This is a genomic window from Actinomadura syzygii, assembly GCF_008085905.1.
Lineage (GTDB): Bacteria > Actinomycetota > Actinomycetes > Streptosporangiales > Streptosporangiaceae > Spirillospora > Spirillospora syzygii.
Genome location: NZ_VSFF01000012.1, coordinates 181,084 through 203,698, shown reverse-complemented (window position 1 = coordinate 203,698; position 22,615 = coordinate 181,084). Strand labels below are relative to the sequence as shown.

Sequence of the window (22,615 nt, the reverse complement as noted above, 5' to 3'; positions counted from 1 at the left end):
CCGCTGGCGTGTACGGGCCATATATCCGCCCTGGGAACACTGGGCGCGCGGACCGCCGTGGAGCGGGCCGCCAGGCCACGCGCGGCCCGTCTCCTGGAGGGATCGGTGGATGGCAGTCGGCAGTGCCCACCAAGGCGCCCACCAAAGTGTGGAGGTACGGGACGGCACGGCCGCGACGGTCGCCGCGGCGCCCGTGGTCGCGGACATCGCGATCATCGGGTTCGGGTCGCGCGGGCTGAGCGTGCTCGAGCGTGTCGTCACCCTCGCCCGCGATTCGCCCAAGAGCCCGGCGGGTAAGCGCGGGCCGGTGCGGGTGGCGGTCGTGGATCCGGCGGGCACCGGTTGCGGCGTCCACGCCCCGGATCTGCCTGACTATCTCCTGCTCAACTCGCCGTGCGCGGAAGTGTCGATGTTTCCGGACGAGGGAACCGTGCCGCTCGGGACCGTTCGGCGAGGGCCGAGCCTGTACGAATGGGTCAGCGAAGGCGTCGCAGGCCCGCAGGAGGACTCCTTGCCCCGGCGTCGGCCTGTGCATCCGGCCGACTATCTGCCTCGCAATGTCCTCGGTGAGTACTTGCACTGGTTCAAGGGCCAGGTGCTGGACTCTGCAGGCGGCCACGTCGAGGTCACGATGCTTCCCACGACCGCCGTCGACATTCGTGACGAGGCCGCCGGGCAGCGTTCGATCGTCTGCGCCGACGGCTCGACCGTGCTGGCCCGGCACGTCTTCCTCACGACCGGATACACCGCCGAGAACGCCCCTCCAGACGAGCCGGGCCGCGAACAGACGATCGGCAGTCCCTACCCGCTGCCCGGAGACACCGGCGCGATCGCGCCCGGGCAATCGGCCGCGATCGCCGGATTCGGCCTGAGCGCGATGGACGTGATCGCCTGCCTGACGGTCGGCCGAGGCGGCCGGTTCTCCGGTAGGGGTGAACGGATGCGGTACCTGCCGAGCGGCGCGGAGCCCGTGCTGCTGCTGTACTCCAGGACCGGCGCCCCGTACCGGGTCAGGCCCAGAATCGGCCGGGACGGCCCCGCGGACCCGCCGGTCGCCTTCACCACCGCCGCGATCGACGCGCTACGTCGCAGCCGCGGACCGCGCCTCGACTTCCGCATCGACGTGCTCCCGCTGCTCCTCACCGAGATGCACATCGCCTACCGCCGCGCTCAGGCGCGGCGCGCGCGCTTGGGCGACGTCCTGCTGATACTCGACGACCTGTCGCGCGACCCGGAACCGGCCCGGCTGCACCGGACGCTCGACGCCTTGGCGACCCGGCTCGGCGCGTTCGACGCCTGGGCGGCCCTGGACGGCACGGCCGGGATGGCCCGCCGGGACAGCGCGCAGTACGCCCGCTGGCTCGTCGACGCCATGCGAAGCGACCTGCGGGAAGGCGCCCGGCCGCTGTCCGAGAGCCCGCTCAAGGCGGCGCTGGAGGTCATGGAGGACCACCGGGACGTGATCCGGCACGCGATCGACTTCGACGGCATCACCGACCGGTCCCGCGCCTACTTCACCGGCCCGATGACCTCCCTGTTCAACCGCGCGGTCGTCGGTCCGCAGTGGGAGCGGCAGGCCGAACTGCTGGCGATCATGGCGGCGGGCGTGGCGCGCGCGCCGTTCGGACCGGCTCCGGCGGTGTCGTGGCACGCCCGGACGGGGCGCTGGCGGATCGTCTCGACCGGGCTCGGACGGCCGCATTCGGCGGCGGCCGACTGGCTGATCCGGGCGCGCGTGCCGCCGCCCAGCGTCGACTCGTCCGCCAGCCCGCTGCTCGCCGCGCTGCGCCGCGCCGGGCGGATCCGCCCGCTGCCGCCCGAGAGCGGCCGGCCGAGCGGGATCGACATCGACCGCGACCAGCACCCACGGGCCGTCGACGGGCAGCCGGACACGCACATGTGGGTGCTCGGCCCGCTCTGCGAGGGAGCCACCTACTACAACAACCAGGTCCCGTCACCGGCCCAGTTCTCCCGTCCCGTCCACGACGCGCATCGCTGCGTCACGGCCGCGCTCGCCGACCTGCCGGTCTGACCCGGCCGTGGGCCGGCGGCGAGCCCGGCCGACCCGAGCCCGTACGTTGCGACAGCCGAGGTGATCTCCGTGCGTGATGCCCTATGACCGAGCACGTCCAGTCCGCCGGACTGCTCCCGGCCCAGGAAAGCCATTGGGAACTGATGTGCGGGCTGTCGCCCGACGCTCCGGGCGCGTCCCGGTTCATCGTCGTGGACAGCCGGTTCATCGATGCGCCCATGGACTATGAGGCCGTCAAACTCGCCTTCGCCGACGTCACCCGGCGCCAGGACGCGCTGCGGCTGGTCTTCGACACGATCGACTACGAGCCCCGGATGCGGATCGAGGCAGCGGCCGAACCGCAGGTGGAGTACCTGGATCTGTCCGCGCTCGGCACCGCCGCGCAGCACGACCGCATCGCCGAACTGGTGTATTGGGAGAACAACCGCAGTTTCGACCTGCTGCGCGGCCCGGCCTGGCACGCCTGGTTCGTCCGGCTCGCTGCGGACCGCCATTTCCTCAATGTGTGCTTGTCGGAGGCCATCGCCGACGGCTGGGCCACCAAGGCGCTGGTGGAGGACCTGCTGGCCGGGTACGCGGCGCACGTCGGCACCGCCGCGCCGCCCGAACCCGCGCTGTCGTTCGCGCAGATGGACGCGATCCAACGCCACCGGATGGAGCCCAGCGGGGACAGGCTGGAGTTTTGGCGCGAGCGGTTGCTCCCGCTGCCGGACGGTTCGCTGTTCCAGGCGCGCACCACCGCGCGGACCTCGGTACTCACCCGCGACCGGATCGACGTCACCTTCACGCCGGAGCTGCTGGCGACGCTCAGCCGCCGCGCGTGGCAGTCGCGGACGACCGTCTACATGGTGCTGATGGCCGCGTACCACGCCCTACTGTCGCTGGAAACCGGGCAAGAGCGGACGGTCCTGAGCACCGTGACGCTCGGCCGGGCGAGCAGGCGCGAACGCCGGTCGCCGCTCCCCTGCACGGTCGACCCTTACGTGGTCACGACGCTCACGCCTGGGACGTCTTTGCACGAGGCAATCCGGAGAACCCATGCGGCGATGGTGGAGGCGATGTCCAACCTGGTGCCCTACACATCACTGGCCCGCGCGATCAATCCCGCCTTCGACTCGCAGCGTCCCTGGCCCGACAGCGACCTGTGCCACGGAAACTTCTACGCCGCCGCGTTCGGCGACTCCGACATCACGCTGGCGGGAATGCGTGTGCGAGCACCACTGCTGCCCGGCCGCGAACCCGCGGGCGGCAGCACACCCACGCTGCACGCGGGGACCTTACCGTCCGCCCAGCAGGACGTGTGGACGGCGTACTGCGGCCCGAGCATGGAGGTCTACCCCGAACGGGACGGGTGCGCGCTCATCTACAACGGCGAGATGTACGCCCACGAGGAGATGAAGTCCTACATGGACTCCTACCTGTGGGTCGTCGAGGAGATGGCGGCCTCTCCGGAGACGACGATGCGGGAGCTCAGCGAACGGTACGCGCTCCGAGACGCGCGCTGACGCCGACAGCGGCCGGCTGGGCGGGCAGCCGGTCCAGCGCGGCCGCGATCCGCTCAGGAGCCGCCGCGGAGTCGCGCATAGTGCCGTCGTGGAAGGCCGCATAAGCCGCCATGTCGAGGAGTCCGTGGCCGCTGACGCCGAGCAGGATCGTGCGGCGAACGCCCTCGTCGTCGGCCCGCCGCGCTTCGACGACCGCGCCGTGCACGGCATGCGCGCTCTCCGGCGCGGGCAGGACCCCCTCGGCCTTGGCGAACTCGACGGCGCTGGCGAACACCGCCCGCTGCGGGTGGGCCGCCGCCTCGATCAGTTTCCGGTCGTACAGAGCGCTGACGAGTTTGGACGCGCCGTGATACCGCAGGCCGCCCGCGTGAATCCGCTCGGGCGCGAAGGTGTGGCCCAGTGTGTACATCTTCTGCAAGGGCGTGCTCCGCGACGCGTCGGTGAAGTCGTAGGCGTACCGCCCTCGGGTCAGGGTCGGGCACGCCGCGGGCTCCACCGCCACGCAGCGCGGACGCGGACCGTCCGCCGGGCCGATGAACGGCATGCACAGCCCGCCGAAGTTGCTTCCGGCGCCGAGCGAGGCGATCACGACGTCCGGAGCGCGGCCCGCCTCGGCGAGCTGGGCGGCGGCCTCCAGGCCGATGACGGTCTGGTGGAGGATCGTGTACGTCTCACCGCTGCCCGTGCAGAAGTAGCCGCCGGGCTCCCGCGCGTCGGTCAGCGCCTCCGCCAGCGCGATCGAGAGGCTGCCCTGCTCCTGACCGTCGGCGCGCGCCCGGCGCCCGACCTCCGTCCGGTCGGACGGGCTGGGCAGCACCGACGCGCCGAGCATCTCCATCATGGTGCGGCGGTACGGCTTGTCGGCATAGCTGGAGCGCACCATGTACACCGTGCAGGCGAGCCCGAACATGGCGCACGCGGCGGCCACGGCCGTGCCCCACTGCCCGGCCCCGGTGCCGACGACGAGCCGGGTGGCGCCGGCGCGCCGGTAGTAGTACGCCTGCGCGACCGCGCTGTTGAGCTTGTGGCTGCCGCTGAGATTTCCGCCCTCGTACTTGTAGAAGATCGCGCACCGGGTGCCGAGCGCCCGCTCGAACGCCGCCGCGCGGCGCAGCGGCGTCGGCCGCCACTGCCGGTAGCGCTGCGCCACCTCGTCCGGGATCGGAATCCAGGACTTCCCACCGACCTCCTGCCGGATCAGCGCGGGCGGCACCCGCAGGGTGGTGGTCCGTGGCGTGGTTCGCGGGGAGCCTGAGCGTCCCGGCGGTGGCACATCGGGCGGCAGCTCGAAACCCAGATCGGGCAGGACGTTGTACCAGGCGCCGGGGACCTCGGTCATTCGGACAGGTCCATGGCCGACACCGTCAACGACTGGCGCATCAGCGCGACGATGTCGTCGACGGTGTCCAGGCGGCCGTTCATGATGGCGGCGTCGTCGAGGTCGATGTCCAGCAGCTCTTCGAGATTGACCAGCAGCCGGACCAGTTCCAGCGAGGTCAGGTCCAGCTCGTCGCCCGGCTGGTCGCCGTCGTGGTCACCGTCCCCGTCACCGCCCTGCCGCACCTGGTCCACAGCCTCCACGACGATCTGGCGCAGTTCTTGGTCGTTCATGTGATGTCTCACCCTCGCGAATCGGGACGGGACGGAGACGCGCCGTCATCGCGCGGCGCACCGCCGGTGTCATCGGCTGTAGACGAGCGGGCATTGAGCATCGATGTCGAGGGAGTCGCCCACCTTGAGCGCGGCGAGCAACCGCCTGGGGAGGATGTTCGGCGTCCCGTTGAACGTGGCGCCCGCCGGCATCCAGGAGATCGCGAACGCGGGTCGCGGTAGCGGGGTCATGTTGGCGCCCGCCGCGTGCGCGGTGTCGCCTCCGTGGACGATGAGCGAGCCGGCCCGGACCGGGCACGGGACGGGCTCGGCGAACTCCCACTCGGGATTGAGGTGGCGAAGGCCGTCCAGCCGCATGTTGCTCTTGGTCGTCACGCGCGCCTTGTGGCTGCCCGGCAGGTAGTGCATGCACCCGTTGCGCAGGTCGGCGTCGACGAGCGCGATCCAGAACGTGGACGCGCCCGGATGGGTGAAGGAGAACACCGGGGTGTCGGTGTGCCAGCCCGTGGGTTCTCCCCACGCGGGCTTGAACATGGTCTGGTCGTGCCAGATCCGGACGCCGTCGACGTCGGCCAGGTCGCACGCCATCCGTCCGAGCCTGGGATCGAGGACCAGATCGCGCACCCTCACGTCGGTCTGCCAGAGGTTCACGTGCTGGGACAGCACCCGCACCCAGGCCCGGCTGTGCTTGGCGAGGGCTTCGCGCAACCGCAGTCCGGACAACGGCTGAGGCTCCCCGGCCTCGTCGGCCCGCGGCTCGTCCGGTTCGCTCGGAAGCCGGGCGTCGCCGCGCTCGCGGACCGCGTCCTCAAGGACCGTCCGCCAGTGCCGCGTCTCCGCGTCGTCCAGGAAACCGTCGACGACGAGGAATCCGTTCTCGCGGTAGGAGTCGATCTGCGCCGAGCTCAGCTCGTCACGCATGGGCCGCCTCCGATCGGCGGTCGGGGTGTTCGACGATGCCCATCTCCCGGCCGAGCCTGCCGGTGGCCTCGCGCAGCTGCCGGTCGAGCCGGTCGCGGTCGGCTCCCCAGCCGACCGCGTATCCCGCGCGGCCCTCCTCGCTCACCGGGAGGCGCGCCCGCTGGCCGGGCAGGACGAGCTGGTTGACGATCTTCACGTCGGGCAGCCCGGCGATGACGGTCGCCGGCGGGACGAACCTGCGGACCGGCCCGCTGCCGACCAGGAAGCGCACCTCCGCGAACGGCACCGGCGACCAGGCGGCGTCCGGCTCGGGGAGCGGCGGCGTCCGGCCCAGGGCCAGCTGCGCCTGAGCTTCGTACAGGTCGATCCCGGTGACCCGCTCCGTCAGTTCGGGCACCAGCGCACCGCCCGGACGGAAGGTGACCTCCAGCAGCGTCCACCGGCCGTCGTCGATCTTGAATTCGGCCTGCATCACGCCGTCTCGCAGCCCGTAGGCGTCCGCGACCAGCCCGATCTCGGACGTGGCGGTCTCGCGGTCCGGCTGGACGGCGGCGTACGTGGCGGACACGGCGATGAACCCGTCCGGCCCGACGTACTCGGCGTCGCACACCGAGACGAAGGCGGGCACCCCGTCCAGGACGACCGCGTCGACGCAGACCTCCCGTCCGCCCACGAACTCCTCGATGACCACCGTGCGCGAGGGCGACAACGAGCGGACCACCGGCCACTGGCGGCGTGCCTCGGCGGCGTCGGCGACCTGGAGCACTCCCGCGCTGCCCGCGCAGTCGACCGGTTTCAGGACGCTCCAGCCGGAGCGGCCGTCGTAGAAGGCGTCGAGGTCGTCGGCGCCGGAGACCTGCCGCCAGCGCGGCGTAGACAGCCCGCGCCGTTCACCGACCCGGCGTTGGAGCAGTTTGGAGCGGGCGATCAAGGCGATCTCGGGCCCGATTCCGGGAAGTCCTGCGTCGTGCGCGACCTGGGCGGCCGTCAGTTGGGAGTTGTCGGCCAGGGTGACGACGCCGTCGCACGTGCGCGCCAGTTCGGTCAACTCCGTCACGGCGGCCGAGCCGTCGCGCGGGTCGAGCGCGACGAAATGGTGGACGAGGTGTTCGTACCGTCCGCCGGAATAGCCGTCGGCCAGCACGATCTCCAATCCCAACTCCCGCCAGACGGCGAATGCGTGGTCGCGCATCGTGCTCGCGCCCACCACAAGGAGCCGGGGACGGGAACGCCGCGCCCCGACATGTCCAGCGCTCATGAGATCAAATGCTGCTCAACACGAGTACAGGCGTGATACATCCCGGCTATGGCCGGGCGGCCAGCGTCACAAGTGGGCGGTGAAGCTCTATCGTGGGGCCGGTGAATCGTGATCGCAGAGTGCGGATGGACGTCACGTCCGTGACCATCAGCGCGCCGAATCCGCGCGAGCTGGCGGCATTCTATGCGCGGCTGCTGGGCTGGCCCGTGGCCGATGTGGAAGAGCCCGAACCGGGCGAACCGCCCGAGTCCGGCTGGGCAAAGATACGCCCGCCCGCGGGCGAAAGGGGGCCGACACTGAACTTCGAATACGACGCCGACTACGCGCGGCCGACGTGGCCGACCGCGCCGGGCAGGCAGCAGATCATGGAACACCTCGACATAGCCGTCGAAGATCTCGACGCGGCCGTCGCGTGGGCCGTCGAATCGGGAGCCGTGCTCGCCGACTATCAGCCGCAGCCGGACGTCCGGGTGATGCTGGATCCGGCCGGTCACCCGTTCTGCCTTTTCCTCTGACTATCCCGCCTTCTCCCGCTCGACGTCGCGGGCGAAGCATTCCCGAGCGTAAAGACCGAGAATTCTCGGCAGATGATAGGTCGGGACGCCGGACTCGGGCTCACGTGAGATCAGCAGCCCCTCGTGGACGAGCCGCTCCAGCAGGCGATCGGCGGCGAAGGCCGGGAGCCCCAGCGCGGCGCCGAGATCCGCCGCCGTGATGCGGTCGGACGCCAGCCGCCCGCACATGCCGAACGCCCTGCGGCAGGCCGGGTCCAAGGCCTGGCGGCTGGTGTCGAACAGCCGCCGCAGGGACATGCCGTCCACGACGAGTTCGTCGAGCACCCGCTCCCCGTCGCGCAGGTTCTCGGCGAGGAAGCGCAGCGGGTGGCGGGGCCGCGCTGCCAGCCTGGCTCCGACGATCCGGATCGCGGCCGGCAGCCGACCGCACGCCTCGACGATGGCCGTCGCCGCCGCGTACTCCCGCTCGGTGCGGTCCACGCCGATCAGGTGGCTCAGCATCTGCACCGCGGCGCTCACCGACAGCGGCTCCAGGGCCAGATGCACGTCGGCGCGGATGCCGACCAGCCACCGCCGACTCGTCACGATCAGCAGGCTCCGGCCGAGACCCGGCAGCAGGGAGATCACCTGATTCGCGTCGGCCGCGTCGTCCAGCACGATGAGCGCACGCCGCTCGGCGAGCACGGACCGGTAGAGGGCCTGCCGGCCGTCCCAGGACCGCGGGATCGCCTCCGGCATCAGCCCGAGAGTGCCCAGCAGCTCGGCGATCGCGTCGCTGGGCGACCGGGGCTCGGCCGTCGATCCCCGCAGATCGAGGTAGATCTCACCGTCGGGATGGGCGCCGCACACGGCCCGTCCCGCGGCGACCGCGGTGGCGCTCTTGCCGACTCCCGGCACTCCGGAGACCAGCACGGTCGGCACGTGGTCGACCGCGCCGCGGTCCGTCCGGTCGACCAGCGCGCGGACCCGCGCCACCTCGGCGTCCCGGCCGATGAGGGTCGGGACCCCTGGAAGCTGGCGCGGCGTCAGCACCGCGGACGTCGTCCACCTCCGCTCCGGCCAGGACACGTCCAGGACCGCCGCGCCCTCCAGCACGGCGGCGTGGACCTTGCGCAGCGCCGGGCCCGGCTCCACTCCGAGTTCCCTGACCAGCCGTTCCCTGGCCTGGGCGAACGCCGCCAGCGCCTCGCTCGTCCGGCCGATCGCGTGCAGGACCATCACCAGCGAACACCACAGGCCCTCGTCGAGCGGCCGTTCACCGATCAGCTCCTGGAGCGGGGCCACCAGGCCCGCCCGTTCGCCGAGGGCCAGCCTCGCGTTGATCCAGTCGGTCTGCGCCTGCCAGCGCAACTCCTCCAAGGCCACGGTCTTGGCGCGCATCTCGGCGCCCAGTTCAAGTTCAGCCAGCGGCGTGCCCCGCCACAGCCCGATCGCGTCGCCCAGCAAGGTGACGGCGTTGGCGTAGCCGCCCGACCGCAGCGCAAGCTGCCCATTGCCGACTAGCGTCGTGAAACGTTGAAGATCCAACTCTTCGGGGTGGGTGTGGAGCCGGTAGCCGCCCGGGTGGCTGTCCAGCCTGTCGCGGTGACCCGATCGCCGCAGGATCGTGCGTAGCTGACAGGTGTAGGTGCGGACGTTCTCCACCGCTGAACGCGGGGGCGCATCGTCCCAGATGCCGTCGATGATCCGATCAAGCGTGACCACTTTCCCGGGGTGCAGAAGAAGGATGGCGAGTAGCGCGCGGATACGTTTGGCGTTGATGACGATCGGGAGTCCGCCGGGACCGATGACTTCGAGGGGGCCCAACACGTAATACCTCATGTGGAATCTTTCGCAGACACGCTTAACACACCATACGAGAACGCCGTTCTGCACTTTGCCGCAGGCACGGCCGACCGATGAATGAAACTAATGAAGCAGCGAAGGGTTCAGCGTTCCGCTGATCTGGGAGCCGTCTCGAAGGAGGGGGCACCGCCGGAACCGGGTACGGGGACGGCGTCTAACCTAAATCCATTCGCGGCGGTGGGGGCAGCCAAGCAGACAGCGATCACCCCTTCCCCAAGCGGCCGGAGCCGGGGCCGACGGCCCTCGTCCAGCACTGTGACCTCGCAGCCGGGTATGTGTGGCCGGCCAGGTTCCACTATGCATGCTCGACTGGTATCTGAACATACTTGACTTCATCGAGTAAATATCGGCCCTGCTGACACAGCGCCAATCGCAGGTCCCAAAATCAAAATAATACTCGGCGTGACCCTCGCTTTACCGGAATATTGCATTCCCGGCCAAACCCGTCTGGTAGGGGCTTCGATGTCACCGTGAGGCAATTGCATAGATGCGCCCGAGATGTCAGCTCTCTGTGTTGATCGGACGCCCTCAGTCTTCGCTTCGCTCAAGCTGATCCGAGCGCGCAGAGACGGCGAGTCGGGCGTGAGCATGAGCACCGATCGCAGCAGTGTCCCGCGCCACAGCGGCAAGGACGGCCTGGAACGCGGCCGTGCGGCGGGCCGACCTGCCGCTTAGCAGGCCGCAGCGCGATGGTGGCGCAGCAGCCTCAGGGTGTGGGGCGGCACGCCGACACCGACAAGAGCGTCGAGGTGCCCAATGAATGAGCCTGGGTAGTGGCCTGCCAGTCCTCTTCGATCATGTATTTGAGACCTCCCCCCATGCGCGGGACGCACCCCGGCGTAGGGCAACGTCTCAGCGTAGATCGCGGATCATCCCCGCGCGGAGAGCACTCCTTCACCGCCTCTACCGCCAGCTGATAGTTGGGACCATCCCCGCGTGCGCGGGGAGCACCGCGGCCCGGGGGTTTTCGCATGTCCGGGGGTGGGACCATCCCCGCGTGCGCGGGGAGCACTCCTTCGACCTGGGGAACCTGAGGTACCTGAAGGGACCATCCCCGCGTGCGCGGGGAGCACGGCGCGGCGGTCAGTGGCGTGTACCCGCACACGGGACCATCCCCGCGTGCGCGGGGAGCACCGCGCCGCGTTAGATAGTGGCAAGGGAGACACGGGACCATCCCCGCGTGCGCGGGGAGCACGACCCGAACTCGGCGTCCGGACACACGATCCGGGGACCATCCCCGCGTGCGCGGGGAGCACGGACACCCCCCTTACCAAGTCGGGTCGTCGCTGGGACCATCCCCGCGTGCGCGGGGAGCACTTCGACCTGACCCTGCGCCAGCTCTACTACCAGGGACCATCCCCGCGTGCGCGGGGAGCACTTCCACACCCAGTACGAGAACACGTTCGTTCCGGGACCATCCCCGCGTGCGCGGGGAGCACTTCCGCTACTGCCTCTTCCAGGGAGTAGCGCCGGGACCATCCCCGCGTGCGCGGGGAGCACGAGCCAGGGCCAGGCATTGGGCGAAGAGTCGCGGGACCATCCCCGCGTGCGCGGGGAGCACCTTCGGCGGTGTTCCGTGGAACACCTGGGCCAGGGACCATCCCCGCGTGCGCGGGGAGCACACGGCTTCCCTGATCCGGGCGTCGAGCTTCCCGGGACCATCCCCGCGTGCGCGGGGAGCACTCTGGCTGACCTGCGGGTTTGTCGGGTGTTGGGCTCGTTTTGGAGCACTTTCACAGATTCCGACATTTCGGGCTCGGGTCAGCGGCGGCCGTAGCGGCGGCGTTTGGAGGCCTTGCTCCAGCCCGCGGGCGGGGGCTTGGAAGAAATGCTCGGCTGGGACTTGGGGCGGCGGAGCAGGGTCAGGCCGTCGTGGTCGATGGGATGCCATTTGTGGTCGCGGGTTTCGAAGGTGAAACCCTGCTCGTTGTTGGTGGTGTAGCAGAGCAGGGCGCGGCCGGTGTCGGCGTACTGGTGCACCTCGTCCCAGAGGGCCTGCCTGATGCGGGCGGAGGGGCCGCCGATAAAGACGCCAGGGGCGATCTCCATCAGCCAGCGGGTGAGGAAGCCGCGCAGGCCGGCAGGGCAGTTGGTGAGGATGATGATGGTCACCAGTGCACGTCTTCGGCGTAGTTGCGTCCGGACTCGATGTTCATGCCGTGGTCGCTTTGCAAAGTGACGTGATCGGTGTCGTCGCCGGTGGGATCCTCTGCGGTGTCGTCGGGGACTAGCAGGGACTTGATGTCGTGGACGCAGCGTTTGAGGAGGCCGACTTGGTTGACGCGGTCGCGGATGGCGCGGCGGGTGCGGGAGCCGACGTCGTCGGGGCTTTCGGCTGCGACGTCGAAGGCGACCGGGATGGCGATCTCGGTCTTGTACAGGTCGGCGATGTCCAGGACGAAGGCGAGTTCGTGGCCGGAGTGGATGAATCCGAGGCCGGGTGAGCAGCCGAGGGCGGCGACGGTGGTCTGGGCGATGCCGTACATGCATTGGGCGGCGGCGGTGACGGCCTGGTTGGCGGTGTCGCCGGTGTCGAAGTCGCCGGGGACGTAGCGGCGTCCGTTCCAGGTGAGGCCGACGCGGGCGGCTTCGTAGCGGTAGCGCTCTTTGACGCGTCGTCCTTCGCGGCCGAGGAGTTCGTGGCGGCTGAGTCCGGAGGGGTCTTCGCCGGGAAATCGCATGCTGTACATGGCGCGGGCGACATTCAGGCGCGTGCGGCGGTTGGCCCAGGCCGTCGCTTGGGCTTCGACGAGGGCGGAGGAGCGGTTGAGGGATCGGCCGCCGGAGTAGAACCGTACGCCTTGTTCGCCGACCCAGACGACGCCGGCGCCGCTGTCGCCCAGGACGCTCATGGCCTGGTGGGTGACGCGGGTTCCGGGGCCGAGCAGGAGGGTGCCGATGGCGGCGGACGGGATGTGGGTGACGCCGTCGGCGTCTTCGGCGGTGATGGCGTTGTCTTCGCGGTGAAGTGTGCAGCGTTCGAGGTAGATGAACGAGAGCCGGTCGCTCATCCGAGTGAGTTCGTGCGGTGAGGACGCGCCGCGTTTACCGACGGTGGACATCGGTCATGCCCGGGCGAGGGTCATCAGGCCGCAGCCGTAGGCCTTGGCTTTGCCGAGTCCGTGGGTGAGGGTGCGGCGGAAGGCGTCGGGGTCGGTGATGTGGAGGCGTCCGTCGTAGGTGACGGTGACCAGGGTGACCGGCTTGCCCGCCCCCTTCTTTTTGAAGGCGAGTTGGCGGCGGTTGTGGAGGACCAGTTCATGCTGGGCCAACTCGTGCTGGGTCAGCTCGTCCTGCTGTTTGTGCGCGGAGGGTTTGCGGACGATGGTGAAGCCGCCGCTCTGTTGGCGTTGCAGGAGCCAGCCCAGCTGGTGGCGGGGGCTGATGTGGGCGGTGGTCTTGGTCGGTACGCCGTCCTTGTTGCGGACGGAGTGGACCGGGTTGGCGGTGAGGCGGAACGCCCACTGGTCGCCCGCGCCGAGGCGGTCGAGGAAGGGGCCGTAGTCGTAGGTCTCCCAGCGGGCGGTGGTGGGCCATCCGGCCTGTTCGACCAGGTGGGTCAGGTCAGGCTTGTAGGGGCTGACGATGCACAGGTGGGTGCTGTGGCGGCTGTCGCGGTCGATCCGCCACAGCACCCGCGGCGCGTCCGGTGTCGGGTCGGGAAGTTCGGCGAACGACGACATGACGGCCGCGTGCAGCACCTGCGGGGAGGACAGCAGTTTGCGGGCGCCGATCCGTTCGGGATTGATCCGGAAGCGCGTCAGGTACATCACTGGCCTCGCAGGGCGGCGGTCGGGTCGTGGTCGGCGATGGGACGGGGTGCGGCCGGGTTGGGGATCTCCACCGGCTGGTGGCGGACGCCGCGCAGCGCGTAGCGTCGGTGCCGCGGGTCGAAGCTGAGCGGCTGGTCGCGCAGGGTGTCGACCAGACCCTCCGTGCCGTCGGCCTCGATGATGGTCTCCAGGGTCACCATCGGTTCACGGCTTTTGCGCTGGTGCCACGACGATGCGCGCCACTGCTCGTCTTCCAGCCGCGCGTCGAGGGTCTGGTCGTGGTGGACGGCGAGCTCGATCGGTCGGGCCGGCGGGCATGATCGGCGTCCGAGGTAGGGCAGGAAGACCGGTTCGCGCAACGCTCGGTGCAGGCGTTCGATCAGGTCGCCTTCGCCTTCGACCGCGGCGACGAACACGGCGTCGGCCAGGTAGAACCGTTCGGAGAGCGGCATGGATCGGCCGGTGTCGAAATGCTGTGCGGTCTGGTAATCGCGGACGGGAACACCGCGCTGGTCGACGCGCACACCGAAGCGCAGCGCCGCCAGATCGGCCAGGTCGTCGGTGCGCTGCAGACCGAGCGCGGCGGCCAGCATGCCGATGACGCCGCTTTTGGTGGGTGCCTGCTCGGTCGTGCGGCGCGCGAACCGCGCCGAGGCCCCCCATGCCTGGAGGGGGCCGGCGAGCTGCATGGTCAGGACGCTCACCGCTGTTGTTCCTGACGTCCGGCGACCTCCTCGCCCACCGCGTTGACCAGCTCGGGCAGGGACACCTGGGTGCCGAGGGCGGACAGGGGCTCGGTGTTCTTCCCGACGCGCAGTACCCAGGTTCGGGCGTCGTCGGCGACGCCGTAGGCGTCCTCGATCTCGGGCACGTATCGAGCCAGCCGGGCGGCGGCTTCCTGGACGAACCCGCCGCCGTCCGGGCCCTGCTTGCAGGGCTCCTCGAACGCGGACACGAAACTGATCGGACGGGACGAGCGGATCTTCACCACGACCGCGTCCGGCAGGGTGTGGTTGCCGAACGTGTTGACCTTCCCGGTCGGCATCGAGGTGATGAAGCCCTCCACGAACGCCTCCACCGCGCGGCGGACCGGCTCGGTGAGCGGCTCGTCGTCGCGCAGGCCCTTGCCGAGGTTGTCGCTCAGCCGGTCGACGTCGAGGGCGGCGTAGCGGTAGAGGGTGGCGGAGTTGAACTCGACCGTTCCGATCATGCCGGCGCCCAGGTCGTCGTCCTCGCGTTCCTTGTGGTCGTCGACGGCGGTGTAGTAGTCGGACTCGTTCTCCACCTGGTGGACGCTGAGCGCGTGCGCGACCTGGGTGGCGGCGTCGACGTTGATGTCGGCGCCGTCGGCGACCATCCGTCCGAACAGCGCGATGTCGACCGAGTGGCGGGCGTTGGCGATCTGCTTGGCCCGCGCCTTGGTGTCCTTGTCCTTGAAGAAGGTCTTGATGTCGTCGCGGCCCTCGACGGCGAGTTCGGCGAGGCCGTCGAGTTGGCGGGCGCTGAGGAACATCAGGTACTTCGACTCCGGGGCCGCCGCGGGCTCCTCGTCACCGTTCTTGGCGGTGCCGCCGCGGCGTTTGGGGACCTCGATCTTGGAGCCGGTCGCGTTCTGCACGGTCTCGGCGGCCAGATCCCACGCCTCGGTCTGCGGGATCGAGGGGTCCAGCTCGTGGATGCGGTCGGCGAGCAGCTCGGCGACCCGCTTGGTCCGGACGCCGAGCTCGCTGGGGTCGAGCAGGTCGTGGAAGCTGGTGCGGGTGGCGCGCTTCCACGCCTGGCTGGACACCCGGGCGCGGCGCACCCCGCCGTAGACGGCGGTTTTGGGCGTGCCGGTGTCGTCCCGGTTGAGGTTGCTGGGCGGGACGCTCTGCAGCACATGCAGGTCGATGATAGTGCGGGTCATGTGACGTCCTTGTCAGTGCTGTCCTGGGTGGTGGCCCGGGTGGCGGCCTCGTCCTGCGGCGTCTGTTCTTGTCGTCCGGGCGGTTGGGGCCGGGGCTGGTCGCCCGGGTCGCGGGGCGGCCGGTAGGTGTGGAAGCCGTGCCCCCACTGCCGGCGGACCTGCGCGAGCCCGTCCGGTGTGTGGGCGCGGTAGAGGTTTTGTGCCAGCAGCGCGTAGTCCATGGGGATGGAGTCGCGGCGCAGCAGGGAGACGATCTCGCGGAGCCGGTAGGCCAGGACCTCCAGGCTTCCCGCCGTCCCCACCCGGACGAACCGCCGCCGGATCGGCTCGTCGATCCTGTCGGGCGGCATCAGTCGCCGGACGGCCGCGCCCAGGTCAACGCCGGGGATGTGCATCTTCTGTGTGGTGCGCGACTGCTGGTGCAAGGCGTACAGGGTGACGGCCAGGAAGACCGCGTTCTCTGCGCGGACGGCCTGCTCCTCGCCGAGCGTCTGATCCTGGTAGAGCCGCTCGGTCCCGGTCAGGCCCCACAGCTCCGGAACGTCCTGCGGCAGCTTGCCCGCGCCGCGGCGCAACTGAGCCAGGCGGCCGACCGCGGCGCTGGTGTCGCGCAGGTAGCCGTCCTGCAGCTCGCGGACGAAGTCCCCCACGACCTGACCGACCAGGTCGGACGCGTACTGCCGCTCGCCTGCGGTGGTGGCGGTCATGAACTGGCCTCCATGGGCTCCTCGAGTGCTTGCCGCGCCGGTTCATCGGGCTCAGGCTCGGGGGCGGTCCCGGGCAACGCTTTGCGGAGCCGGTAGCGGAAGGTCGCCTCGGCGCGTGAGGACGTCAGCCACAGCTCCTGGCCCTTGCCGGTCTGGATGACGCGCCCTTCCCAGGCGCCGTCGCCGGCGTCAGCGACTTCCCGGGCTCCCAGCCGGGCGAGGATCGTCCGGGCCGTGTCCTGCCACGCCGCTCGCTGCGGTTGGGGCGGGTGGCTCGGGTCCAGGGCGGCGAGCCAGTCGCGGAAGGAGCCGTCCAGCATGCCGTAGGCCTGGGTTGTGGCCCGTTCTCGGGCGGGATCGGGGCCGGCGCCGACGGCGCGGGCGAGGTCGGCGGCCAGGTCGCCCAACACGTTCACGGCCCTGTCGGCATCGGCGACCGCGTCGATCGCGGCTTGCCCGAGCCGGGTGTCGCGCTCGTGCAGCAACACCACCGGCATGGCGACCGAATCGTCGATCACCTCGTCGATCACCGACTGCTGCGTCCCGTAGCGTGCGGCGACCAGCCGCGCTCGGATCAGGAAGTCCGGGTCGAAGTCGCCTTCGACCGTCAGGCGGGCGACCCAGTCCAGGATCCGCGGCCGGACGATGTCGGCCGCCTCGTTGCGCTGCTCGGCCCCCGGGGTGCGGCCCGCGACCAGCGCGCCCAGCCCCCGCCACGCGCTCTTGCCCGGGTCATGCTCGCGCGGCAGGTACACCTGGGCCACGCCGAGCTTCTTCTCTTGGGCCTGGCTGCGCCGCCAACTGGTCATCGGTTCGCGCATGTGCTGGTTGCGCGGGCTCAGCGGGTCACCGTAGGCGAGCACCACACCGTGGACGCCCTCGTCATCGAACGCCAGCCGGACCCGCCGGGACTGCCAGGTGTACAGGTCACGCACCCCCGCCGGACGACGGCTCAGCTCCAACGGCTCCATCTGTGTCGGGCCGGGCGGCGGGTGCCGCCACGCGGGACGGTCCCGGTCGGCGTCGATTCTGAGGTTGGTGGTGTCGAAGGCGATCAGGTTCAGCAGCAGCGTCTCGCGCAGGTTCGCGCCCTCGACGAACACGCCGCCCAGGTTGCCCGTCCACCCGACGCCCAGTGGATAGACCTTGCCGCCCTTGGCGCGCTTGTCCTTGTCCGCGCCGGTCTTGATGCCGGAGGTGTCGAACGCGTGCGCGTGCACGACCCACCGGGCGGCCTCGGCGAACGACAGCCGTTCCACGCCCCGCGCCCGCATGGTGAAGAACTGCGCCCCGTTGGGCACGTCGGCGACGAGCCGGTCCAGGGACGCGATCTCCTTCTTGGCGGTCTGCAGCCCGGCCGTCTGGAAGAACGGCGTCTCGGAGTGCAGCAGGTCGAAGCGGCTCCGGTGCCGGGCCAGATATTCGCTGACGCCGTCGTCCCCGTGCAGGGGAAGGCCGTCCTCCCAGAGTTGCTGCCAGTGCTCCAGATCGGTGGGGCCCTCGACCACGTCGTGCAGAATCGCCAGCAGCAGACGCAGCAGCGCCAGCTCCTGGGTCGGGACGTCCCCGACCAGACGCCGCACCGTGTCGGCCTGCGCGAAGACCTCCAGCAACGACAGTTCGTCCTCGGTACCGTCGTCGCGCAGTACCGGCAGCCACGACTCGCGGGTCAGGTCGAAGGCCGCTAATGGAGCCTTACCGGGCATTCGTCACCTCAAGACCATCGGCAGGGGTGTACAGCAGGTCGAAGCCTGCCAAGCGGGTCCGACAGTTCTCATCGAGCATCAAGATCAACTCACCGGCCAGCCAATGACTGTCCTTGGACTGCCACGCCAGGACGCAATCGGCCTCCAGCTCCCCGATCGCCCGGTCCAGCACGTCCGGGATCGAGAATTGGAACGGCAGCCGCAGCCCACACGCCGCCACGGTCCGCGCCAGGTCCCCCGGCGGGACGGCCTCGGTCGGCAACTCCCGGCCCCCGTTCTTCCCCAGCCACGGCAGCGTCCGGACGGTCCCGTCAGCGAGGCGCTGCACCACCAGCACCTCCAACGACTCCCGACTGTCGCGCACCTGGGCGCGGCCAGCCCGGGTGTCATCGGCGTCGCCGACACCGGCGTCCACCCAGCCGATCAGCGCCCGCCCCGGACGCCCCACCGCATTGATCTGGAAATCCGAGGCCTTGCCGCGCAACATCTGCTGACGCACCACGTGCTCCTTATGCGCGTGCTCCATCGCGTCCTGCCACGCCGTCGGGCCGACCGGCCCCGTCCCGTAGGCCGCCTGCACCACCCGGCTGATGTCCTCGGGCAGCCGCACCACGTGACCCGTCGCCGCCGTCCCCGACAGGTACAGCTCCAGCACCCCAGCCGACCGCAGCAGCGCATGCCGCCCGTAGACACGCTGCGACCCCTTGACCGGCTCCACCGGAACCGCGTCCCAGTCCGCACCCGTCACCAGGCACCGCGCGACCCGCACCCGCTCGGGGCGCTCGCACTGCCGCTCACCGCGCTCATGCCGATGCAGACGCCCCATCCGCTGCAGCAGCAGGTCGACAGGACACAGATCCGTCACCAGCAGATCGAAATCGATGTCCAAAGACTGTTCGGCGACCTGACTGGCCACCACAATGTGCTTCCCGGGACGCTCACCCGCATCCCTTCCGGGTGGCCCGAAAAGCCTGAGCAGCTCAGCGTCGTTCCCGGCCCGGTCCAGATCAACGAAACGAGCGTGGGCAACGGTGATGGTCACCGTCGGGAACCGGGCCCGCAGAAACTGGGCCGTCTCCAGGACCCGTCCGACCGTGTTGCGCACCACCAGCGCGCAACCGCCACCGGCCAGCTCATACTCCAGTCGTTCCGCCAGAGCACCGAGATCGTCACTCAGCGGCTCGGCCCACACGTCGGTACGCCGCCCCGACGCCGCCGCTTCCTCCACTACCGGGGGCCTCGCCGGTTCGATCGCGGTCAGCAGCGGATACCCCGTGGTCTTCCCGACTTTGGCGAGGTCGGCTGCGCCCGGCCCGGCATACGCCTCGGCTAGCTCGCGGCGCCGCTGCGCGGGCAGCGTCGCCGACAACACCACGACCGGCACACCGTAGACGCCCAGCCACGACAACACCCGATCCAGATAGGAGTTCATGTAGGTGTCATAGGCGTGCGCCTCATCGATGACGACGACCTTGCCCGCCAACGCCAGATGACGAAGCGCCAAGTGCCGGCTCTTCAACCCCATGAACAGCAACTGGTCGATCGTCCCCACCACGAACGACGCCAGCATCGCCTTCTTACGTCCATGCAACCACTGGTGCGCGACCAGCTCAGCAGACCAGACGTGCCTATCGTCCAGTGCCCGCCACTCGGCCTGGCCACCGTCCACCTCGACACCTGCGACCGCTCGCCGCCCGGCCCGAACCAGCTCACCAAAGTCCTCATTCAGCGCCGCCTTGGAATGAGCCAGCATCACCGACCGCAACGCCGCACCATCCGCGTCCGGGACCCGACGCAACCATCGCAGCATCCGTGGAAACATCGCGTTGCCCGTGGCCATCGTCGGCAACGCCACGAATACACCGCCCGCTCCCGAACGCGCCGCGAACACCTCCGCGACAGCCAGCGCGGCCTCGGTCTTCCCCTCCCCCATCGGCGCCTCGATCACCATCAACCCCGGTGCCGACATCCCCCTCGCCACCTCGACCGCGCGCGTCTGAACGGGCCGGACACAAGCATCGGCAGGCAGATCGAAACGCGAGAAGAACAACTCCTCCACGTCGATGTCCGTCTCTGCCGCCCGCCACGGCACCGGAAGGGCAAGGCCCCGCCACGCCGCCTCGACACGCTCTTTACCGCTGACATTTAAGCCATCGGGAAAATATGGGAACAGATCAGAATTGCTGGCGATCCAGTCGGCAACGATAACCACACCCGTCAGCACCACCTGCGCCGACTGCGAAAGCTTCACCCGACGCCAATCGTCCAGGCGACCCTCAACCCCGCACATCACTGCACACGCATCCAAAATCTCCTTCTGGACGCCTCGCCACGCCGATTCACAACCCGGCGACCACAGCAGATCAGGATGCACATTCAGCTCGCGGATGCCCGCATTCGTCGGCGGCACCCCATGATGCCCACCCGCAACAATCGAGAACGGCAAAGTCACAGACCGCGGCCAGCCCCGCTCAACCAGCCACTCCCGCAACAGAACCTGCCCTGCCAGGCCATGAGGGGCAAGCCTGCGGTCAGACAACCGCTGGCGAGACGGCATACCCAAGCCCACATCGCGCATCTTGTCCGCCAGCGAATCAACCTGACACGCAAACGCCGGCGTCGCTTTACCAACGTCATGCGTCGTCGCCAACCAAACCACTAGCCGACGAGCATCCTCAATACCCTCAGGAAGGCAATCAGCCACCACCGCGCGGACCTGGAAAGGCACCCAGGCATCCCACAACCGCCCTGCGACAGCACCACTGTCAGCCAGATGCCGCCACAACGGCAGCCACCCGTCGGACTTCCGATCATGCTTAGCCCAGACCGAACGAGCCGCCTCCGACAGCCGCCCCCGCAGCCAAGCACCCCCCACTTCGCCCTCGAACACAAGCGGATTCAACACGACAGGAGCGATCATCTTCTCCCAGTCAGCATCACCGACCACAAGAGGCCAGTTGAGCCCTCAAACTCGCATGTACAGGAAGTACGACACATTGCCCACTTCTTTCCAAATTGGGCAGGATCAGACAAATCTATGACATGCCACCGAAACGCCAAGTCATGCACCAAAGCAGACTGCCTCCACCAGATCAAGGTCCACTAAGATCCAGCGTCCATAGCCACTCACACAGCGCATCTCCAGGCACCCCTCAGAGATGGCACCACTGAGTTGAACGACCCGGGCCGACGAATCTGGCCATAGAGCCTCGCCAGTCACCGAACGCGGCGAACCGCAGGCAACTTACGCGACATCGAACCGACTGCCCGAAATGTCCTTATCCGCAGAAGTGCTTCAGAACGGCCCGACCGCTCCATAGAGTCCCAGGTCAGGGAGAGTGCTCCCCGCGCACGCGGGGATGGTCCCACCCTGCGCGGGTCCGTCTCCACGTCGCCGTGGTGCTCCCCGCGCACGCGGGGATGGTCCCAGCCCGCAGGGCTTGCCAGGCACGCAGGCCCCGTGCTCCCCGCGCACGCGGGGATGGTCCCGCGGGTATCGCGGCGGTCGCGTACATGGTGCGGTGCTCCCCGCGCACGCGGGGATGGTCCCAGCAGGAAGGGGAAGCCATGAAGCCCACACCGGTGCTCCCCGCGCACGCGGGGATGGTCCCTGCGCGATGCGCTTCCGGTCGGTCAGCTCTGTGTGCTCCCCGCGCACGCGGGGATGGTCCCTCAGCCGGATCGGTGACCCAGATCGGGCCGCTGTGCTCCCCGCGCACGCGGGGATGGTCCCGAGCCCGGTCCTGGTCCCGCCTCTACCGGGCCGTGCTCCCCGCGCACGCGGGGATGGTCCCCGTGGGTACCGTCTGCGCTGATCAGGACTTGCGTGCTCCCCGCGCACGCGGGGATGGTCCCTCGGTGCAGCGCAAGACGATCTCGCGGATGACGTGCTCCCCGCGCACGCGGGGATGGTCCCCCCGTGATGCCCGCACCGGCGGGTTTGGGTTCGTGCTCCCCGCGCACGCGGGGATGGTCCCGGCGCACGGTCGTTCGCGCTGGTGTGGGGGAAGTGCTCCCCGCGCACGCGGGGATGGTCCCTGGGTGCAGGTCGTCGCGGACGCCCCGGTCGAGTGCTCCCCGCGCACGCGGGGATGGTCCCCACGGCCCGCAACAAGAACACGGACGGCTCGTGCTCCCCGCGCACGCGGGGATGGTCCCGGCGTCCGGAGCTCAATGACGCGCTTGGGGATGTGCTCCCCGCGCACGCGGGGATGGTCCCTGTTCCAGGGGTTCGGCAGAGAAGTCCGCGAAGTGCTCCCCGCGCACGCGGGGATGGTCCCCCCTGAAAGGAACCCCATGTTCGGCATGGACCGTGCTCCCCGCGCACGCGGGGATGGTCCCGTCGTAGGGGCCCATCTGGATGGACGAGCCGGGTGCTCCCCGCGCACGCGGGGATGGTCCCTTGACAATGACGAAACCCCCGGTCTCTGGGTGAGTGCTCCCCGCGCACGCGGGGATGGTCCCGGCGCGGCCTGCACTTTGGACCATGCCTCCCGGTGCTCCCCGCGCACGCGGGGATGGTCCCCGGGCGGGGAGCGCGTGCGTCTGGACGGGGCCGTGCTCCCCGCGCACGCGGGGATGGTCCCGACGATGTCGGAGACCCGAAGGGTGAAGCCGTGTGCTCCCCGCGCACGCGGGGATGGTCCCGGCGAGGTCGCCATCCAGTCGCCCGACGTCGGGTTCTCCCCGCGCACGCGGGGATGGTCCCAGACCGGCCCTCAAGGACTCGTTCGCTAGTCCGTGCTCCCCGCGCACGCGGGGATGGTCCCCTCGGGTGCTCGCTCCCCCAGCGTCAGGCTGAGTGCTCCCCGCGCACGCGGGGATGGTCCCGGTGGC

Annotated in this window: 16 protein-coding genes and 2 CRISPR repeat arrays (1 of these 18 cut by a window edge); of the genes, 3 read left to right on the top strand and 13 right to left on the bottom strand. The window is 69.8% G+C overall.

The window, feature by feature from the left end; translation table 11 throughout:
• Positions 1 to 109: 109 nt before the first annotated feature.
• On the top strand, positions 110 to 2,032 hold the full coding sequence (locus FXF65_RS30925) for an FAD/NAD(P)-binding protein (RefSeq protein ID WP_148353590.1): 1,923 nt from the start codon (positions 110 to 112) through the stop codon (positions 2,030 to 2,032).
• Between the two features lie 83 nt (positions 2,033 to 2,115).
• Positions 2,116 to 3,537, top strand: a complete 1,422-nt coding sequence (locus tag FXF65_RS30920; protein WP_148353589.1) for a condensation domain-containing protein — start codon at positions 2,116 to 2,118, stop codon at positions 3,535 to 3,537.
• Here FXF65_RS30920 and FXF65_RS30915 read toward each other — a convergent pair.
• From FXF65_RS30915 to FXF65_RS30900, 4 genes are all read right to left on the bottom strand, one after another.
• On the bottom strand, positions 3,503 to 4,876 hold the full coding sequence (locus tag FXF65_RS30915) for a TrpB-like pyridoxal phosphate-dependent enzyme (RefSeq protein WP_148353588.1): 1,374 nt from the start codon (positions 4,874 to 4,876) through the stop codon (positions 3,503 to 3,505). The two genes, FXF65_RS30920 and FXF65_RS30915, sit on opposite strands and share 35 nt — an antisense overlap.
• A complete protein-coding gene (locus FXF65_RS30910; protein ID WP_148353587.1) occupies positions 4,873 to 5,148 on the bottom strand; it encodes a phosphopantetheine-binding protein in 276 nt (91 codons plus the stop codon). Before FXF65_RS30910 ends, FXF65_RS30915 begins: the two co-directional genes overlap by 4 nt.
• A 69-nt stretch (positions 5,149 to 5,217) precedes the next feature.
• The gene (locus FXF65_RS30905) at positions 5,218 to 6,069 is read right to left on the bottom strand and encodes a phytanoyl-CoA dioxygenase family protein (protein WP_148353586.1); all 852 of its coding nucleotides are present in this window, start codon (positions 6,067 to 6,069) and stop codon (positions 5,218 to 5,220) included.
• A complete protein-coding gene (locus tag FXF65_RS30900) occupies positions 6,062 to 7,327 on the bottom strand; it encodes an ATP-grasp domain-containing protein (protein ID WP_148353585.1) in 1,266 nt (421 codons plus the stop codon). The genes FXF65_RS30905 and FXF65_RS30900 overlap by 8 nt, the downstream gene beginning before the upstream one ends.
• 140 nt (positions 7,328 to 7,467) lie before the next feature.
• Between FXF65_RS30900 and FXF65_RS30895 the strand changes: the two genes are divergently transcribed.
• Positions 7,468 to 7,842, top strand: a complete 375-nt coding sequence (locus tag FXF65_RS30895; RefSeq protein WP_222868805.1) for a VOC family protein — start codon at positions 7,468 to 7,470, stop codon at positions 7,840 to 7,842.
• Here the strand turns inward: FXF65_RS30895 and FXF65_RS30890 are convergent, their stop codons facing one another.
• From FXF65_RS30890 to cas3, 9 genes are all read right to left on the bottom strand, one after another.
• Positions 7,843 to 9,663, bottom strand: coding sequence for an AfsR/SARP family transcriptional regulator (locus tag FXF65_RS30890; RefSeq protein WP_148353584.1), 1,821 nt, complete (start codon positions 9,661 to 9,663; stop codon positions 7,843 to 7,845).
• A 946-nt stretch (positions 9,664 to 10,609) separates the two neighbouring features.
• Positions 10,610 to 11,370: a CRISPR direct-repeat array (repeat unit 29 nt; unit sequence GGGACCATCCCCGCGTGCGCGGGGAGCAC).
• Between the two features lie 78 nt (positions 11,371 to 11,448).
• Complete coding sequence (gene cas2e, locus FXF65_RS30885; RefSeq protein WP_148353583.1) at positions 11,449 to 11,799, bottom strand: type I-E CRISPR-associated endoribonuclease Cas2e; 351 nt, start codon at positions 11,797 to 11,799, stop codon at positions 11,449 to 11,451.
• Complete coding sequence (gene cas1e, locus FXF65_RS30880; protein WP_148353582.1) at positions 11,796 to 12,749, bottom strand: type I-E CRISPR-associated endonuclease Cas1e; 954 nt, start codon at positions 12,747 to 12,749, stop codon at positions 11,796 to 11,798. The genes cas2e and cas1e overlap by 4 nt, the downstream gene beginning before the upstream one ends.
• Before the next feature lie 3 nt (positions 12,750 to 12,752).
• Positions 12,753 to 13,457, bottom strand: coding sequence for a type I-E CRISPR-associated protein Cas6/Cse3/CasE (gene cas6e / locus FXF65_RS30875; protein ID WP_148353581.1), 705 nt, complete (start codon positions 13,455 to 13,457; stop codon positions 12,753 to 12,755).
• Positions 13,457 to 14,164: a type I-E CRISPR-associated protein Cas5/CasD gene (cas5e, locus tag FXF65_RS30870; RefSeq protein WP_148353580.1), complete on the bottom strand. Its 708-nt coding sequence runs from the start codon at positions 14,162 to 14,164 to the stop codon at positions 13,457 to 13,459. Before cas5e ends, cas6e begins: the two co-directional genes overlap by 1 nt.
• Positions 14,161 to 15,366, bottom strand: coding sequence for a type I-E CRISPR-associated protein Cas7/Cse4/CasC (gene cas7e, locus FXF65_RS30865; RefSeq protein ID WP_148353579.1), 1,206 nt, complete (start codon positions 15,364 to 15,366; stop codon positions 14,161 to 14,163). The genes cas5e and cas7e overlap by 4 nt, the downstream gene beginning before the upstream one ends.
• A complete protein-coding gene (gene casB / locus FXF65_RS30860) occupies positions 15,363 to 16,073 on the bottom strand; it encodes a type I-E CRISPR-associated protein Cse2/CasB (protein WP_148353578.1) in 711 nt (236 codons plus the stop codon). The genes cas7e and casB overlap by 4 nt, the downstream gene beginning before the upstream one ends.
• Positions 16,070 to 17,779, bottom strand: coding sequence for a type I-E CRISPR-associated protein Cse1/CasA (casA, locus tag FXF65_RS30855; RefSeq protein WP_148353577.1), 1,710 nt, complete (start codon positions 17,777 to 17,779; stop codon positions 16,070 to 16,072). The genes casB and casA overlap by 4 nt, the downstream gene beginning before the upstream one ends.
• On the bottom strand, positions 17,769 to 20,699 hold the full coding sequence (gene cas3, locus FXF65_RS30850; protein ID WP_148353576.1) for a CRISPR-associated helicase Cas3': 2,931 nt from the start codon (positions 20,697 to 20,699) through the stop codon (positions 17,769 to 17,771). Before cas3 ends, casA begins: the two co-directional genes overlap by 11 nt.
• Before the next feature lie 418 nt (positions 20,700 to 21,117).
• A CRISPR array of direct repeats spans positions 21,118 to 22,615; the repeat unit is 29 nt; unit sequence GTGCTCCCCGCGCACGCGGGGATGGTCCC (it continues 1,519 nt past the right edge of the window).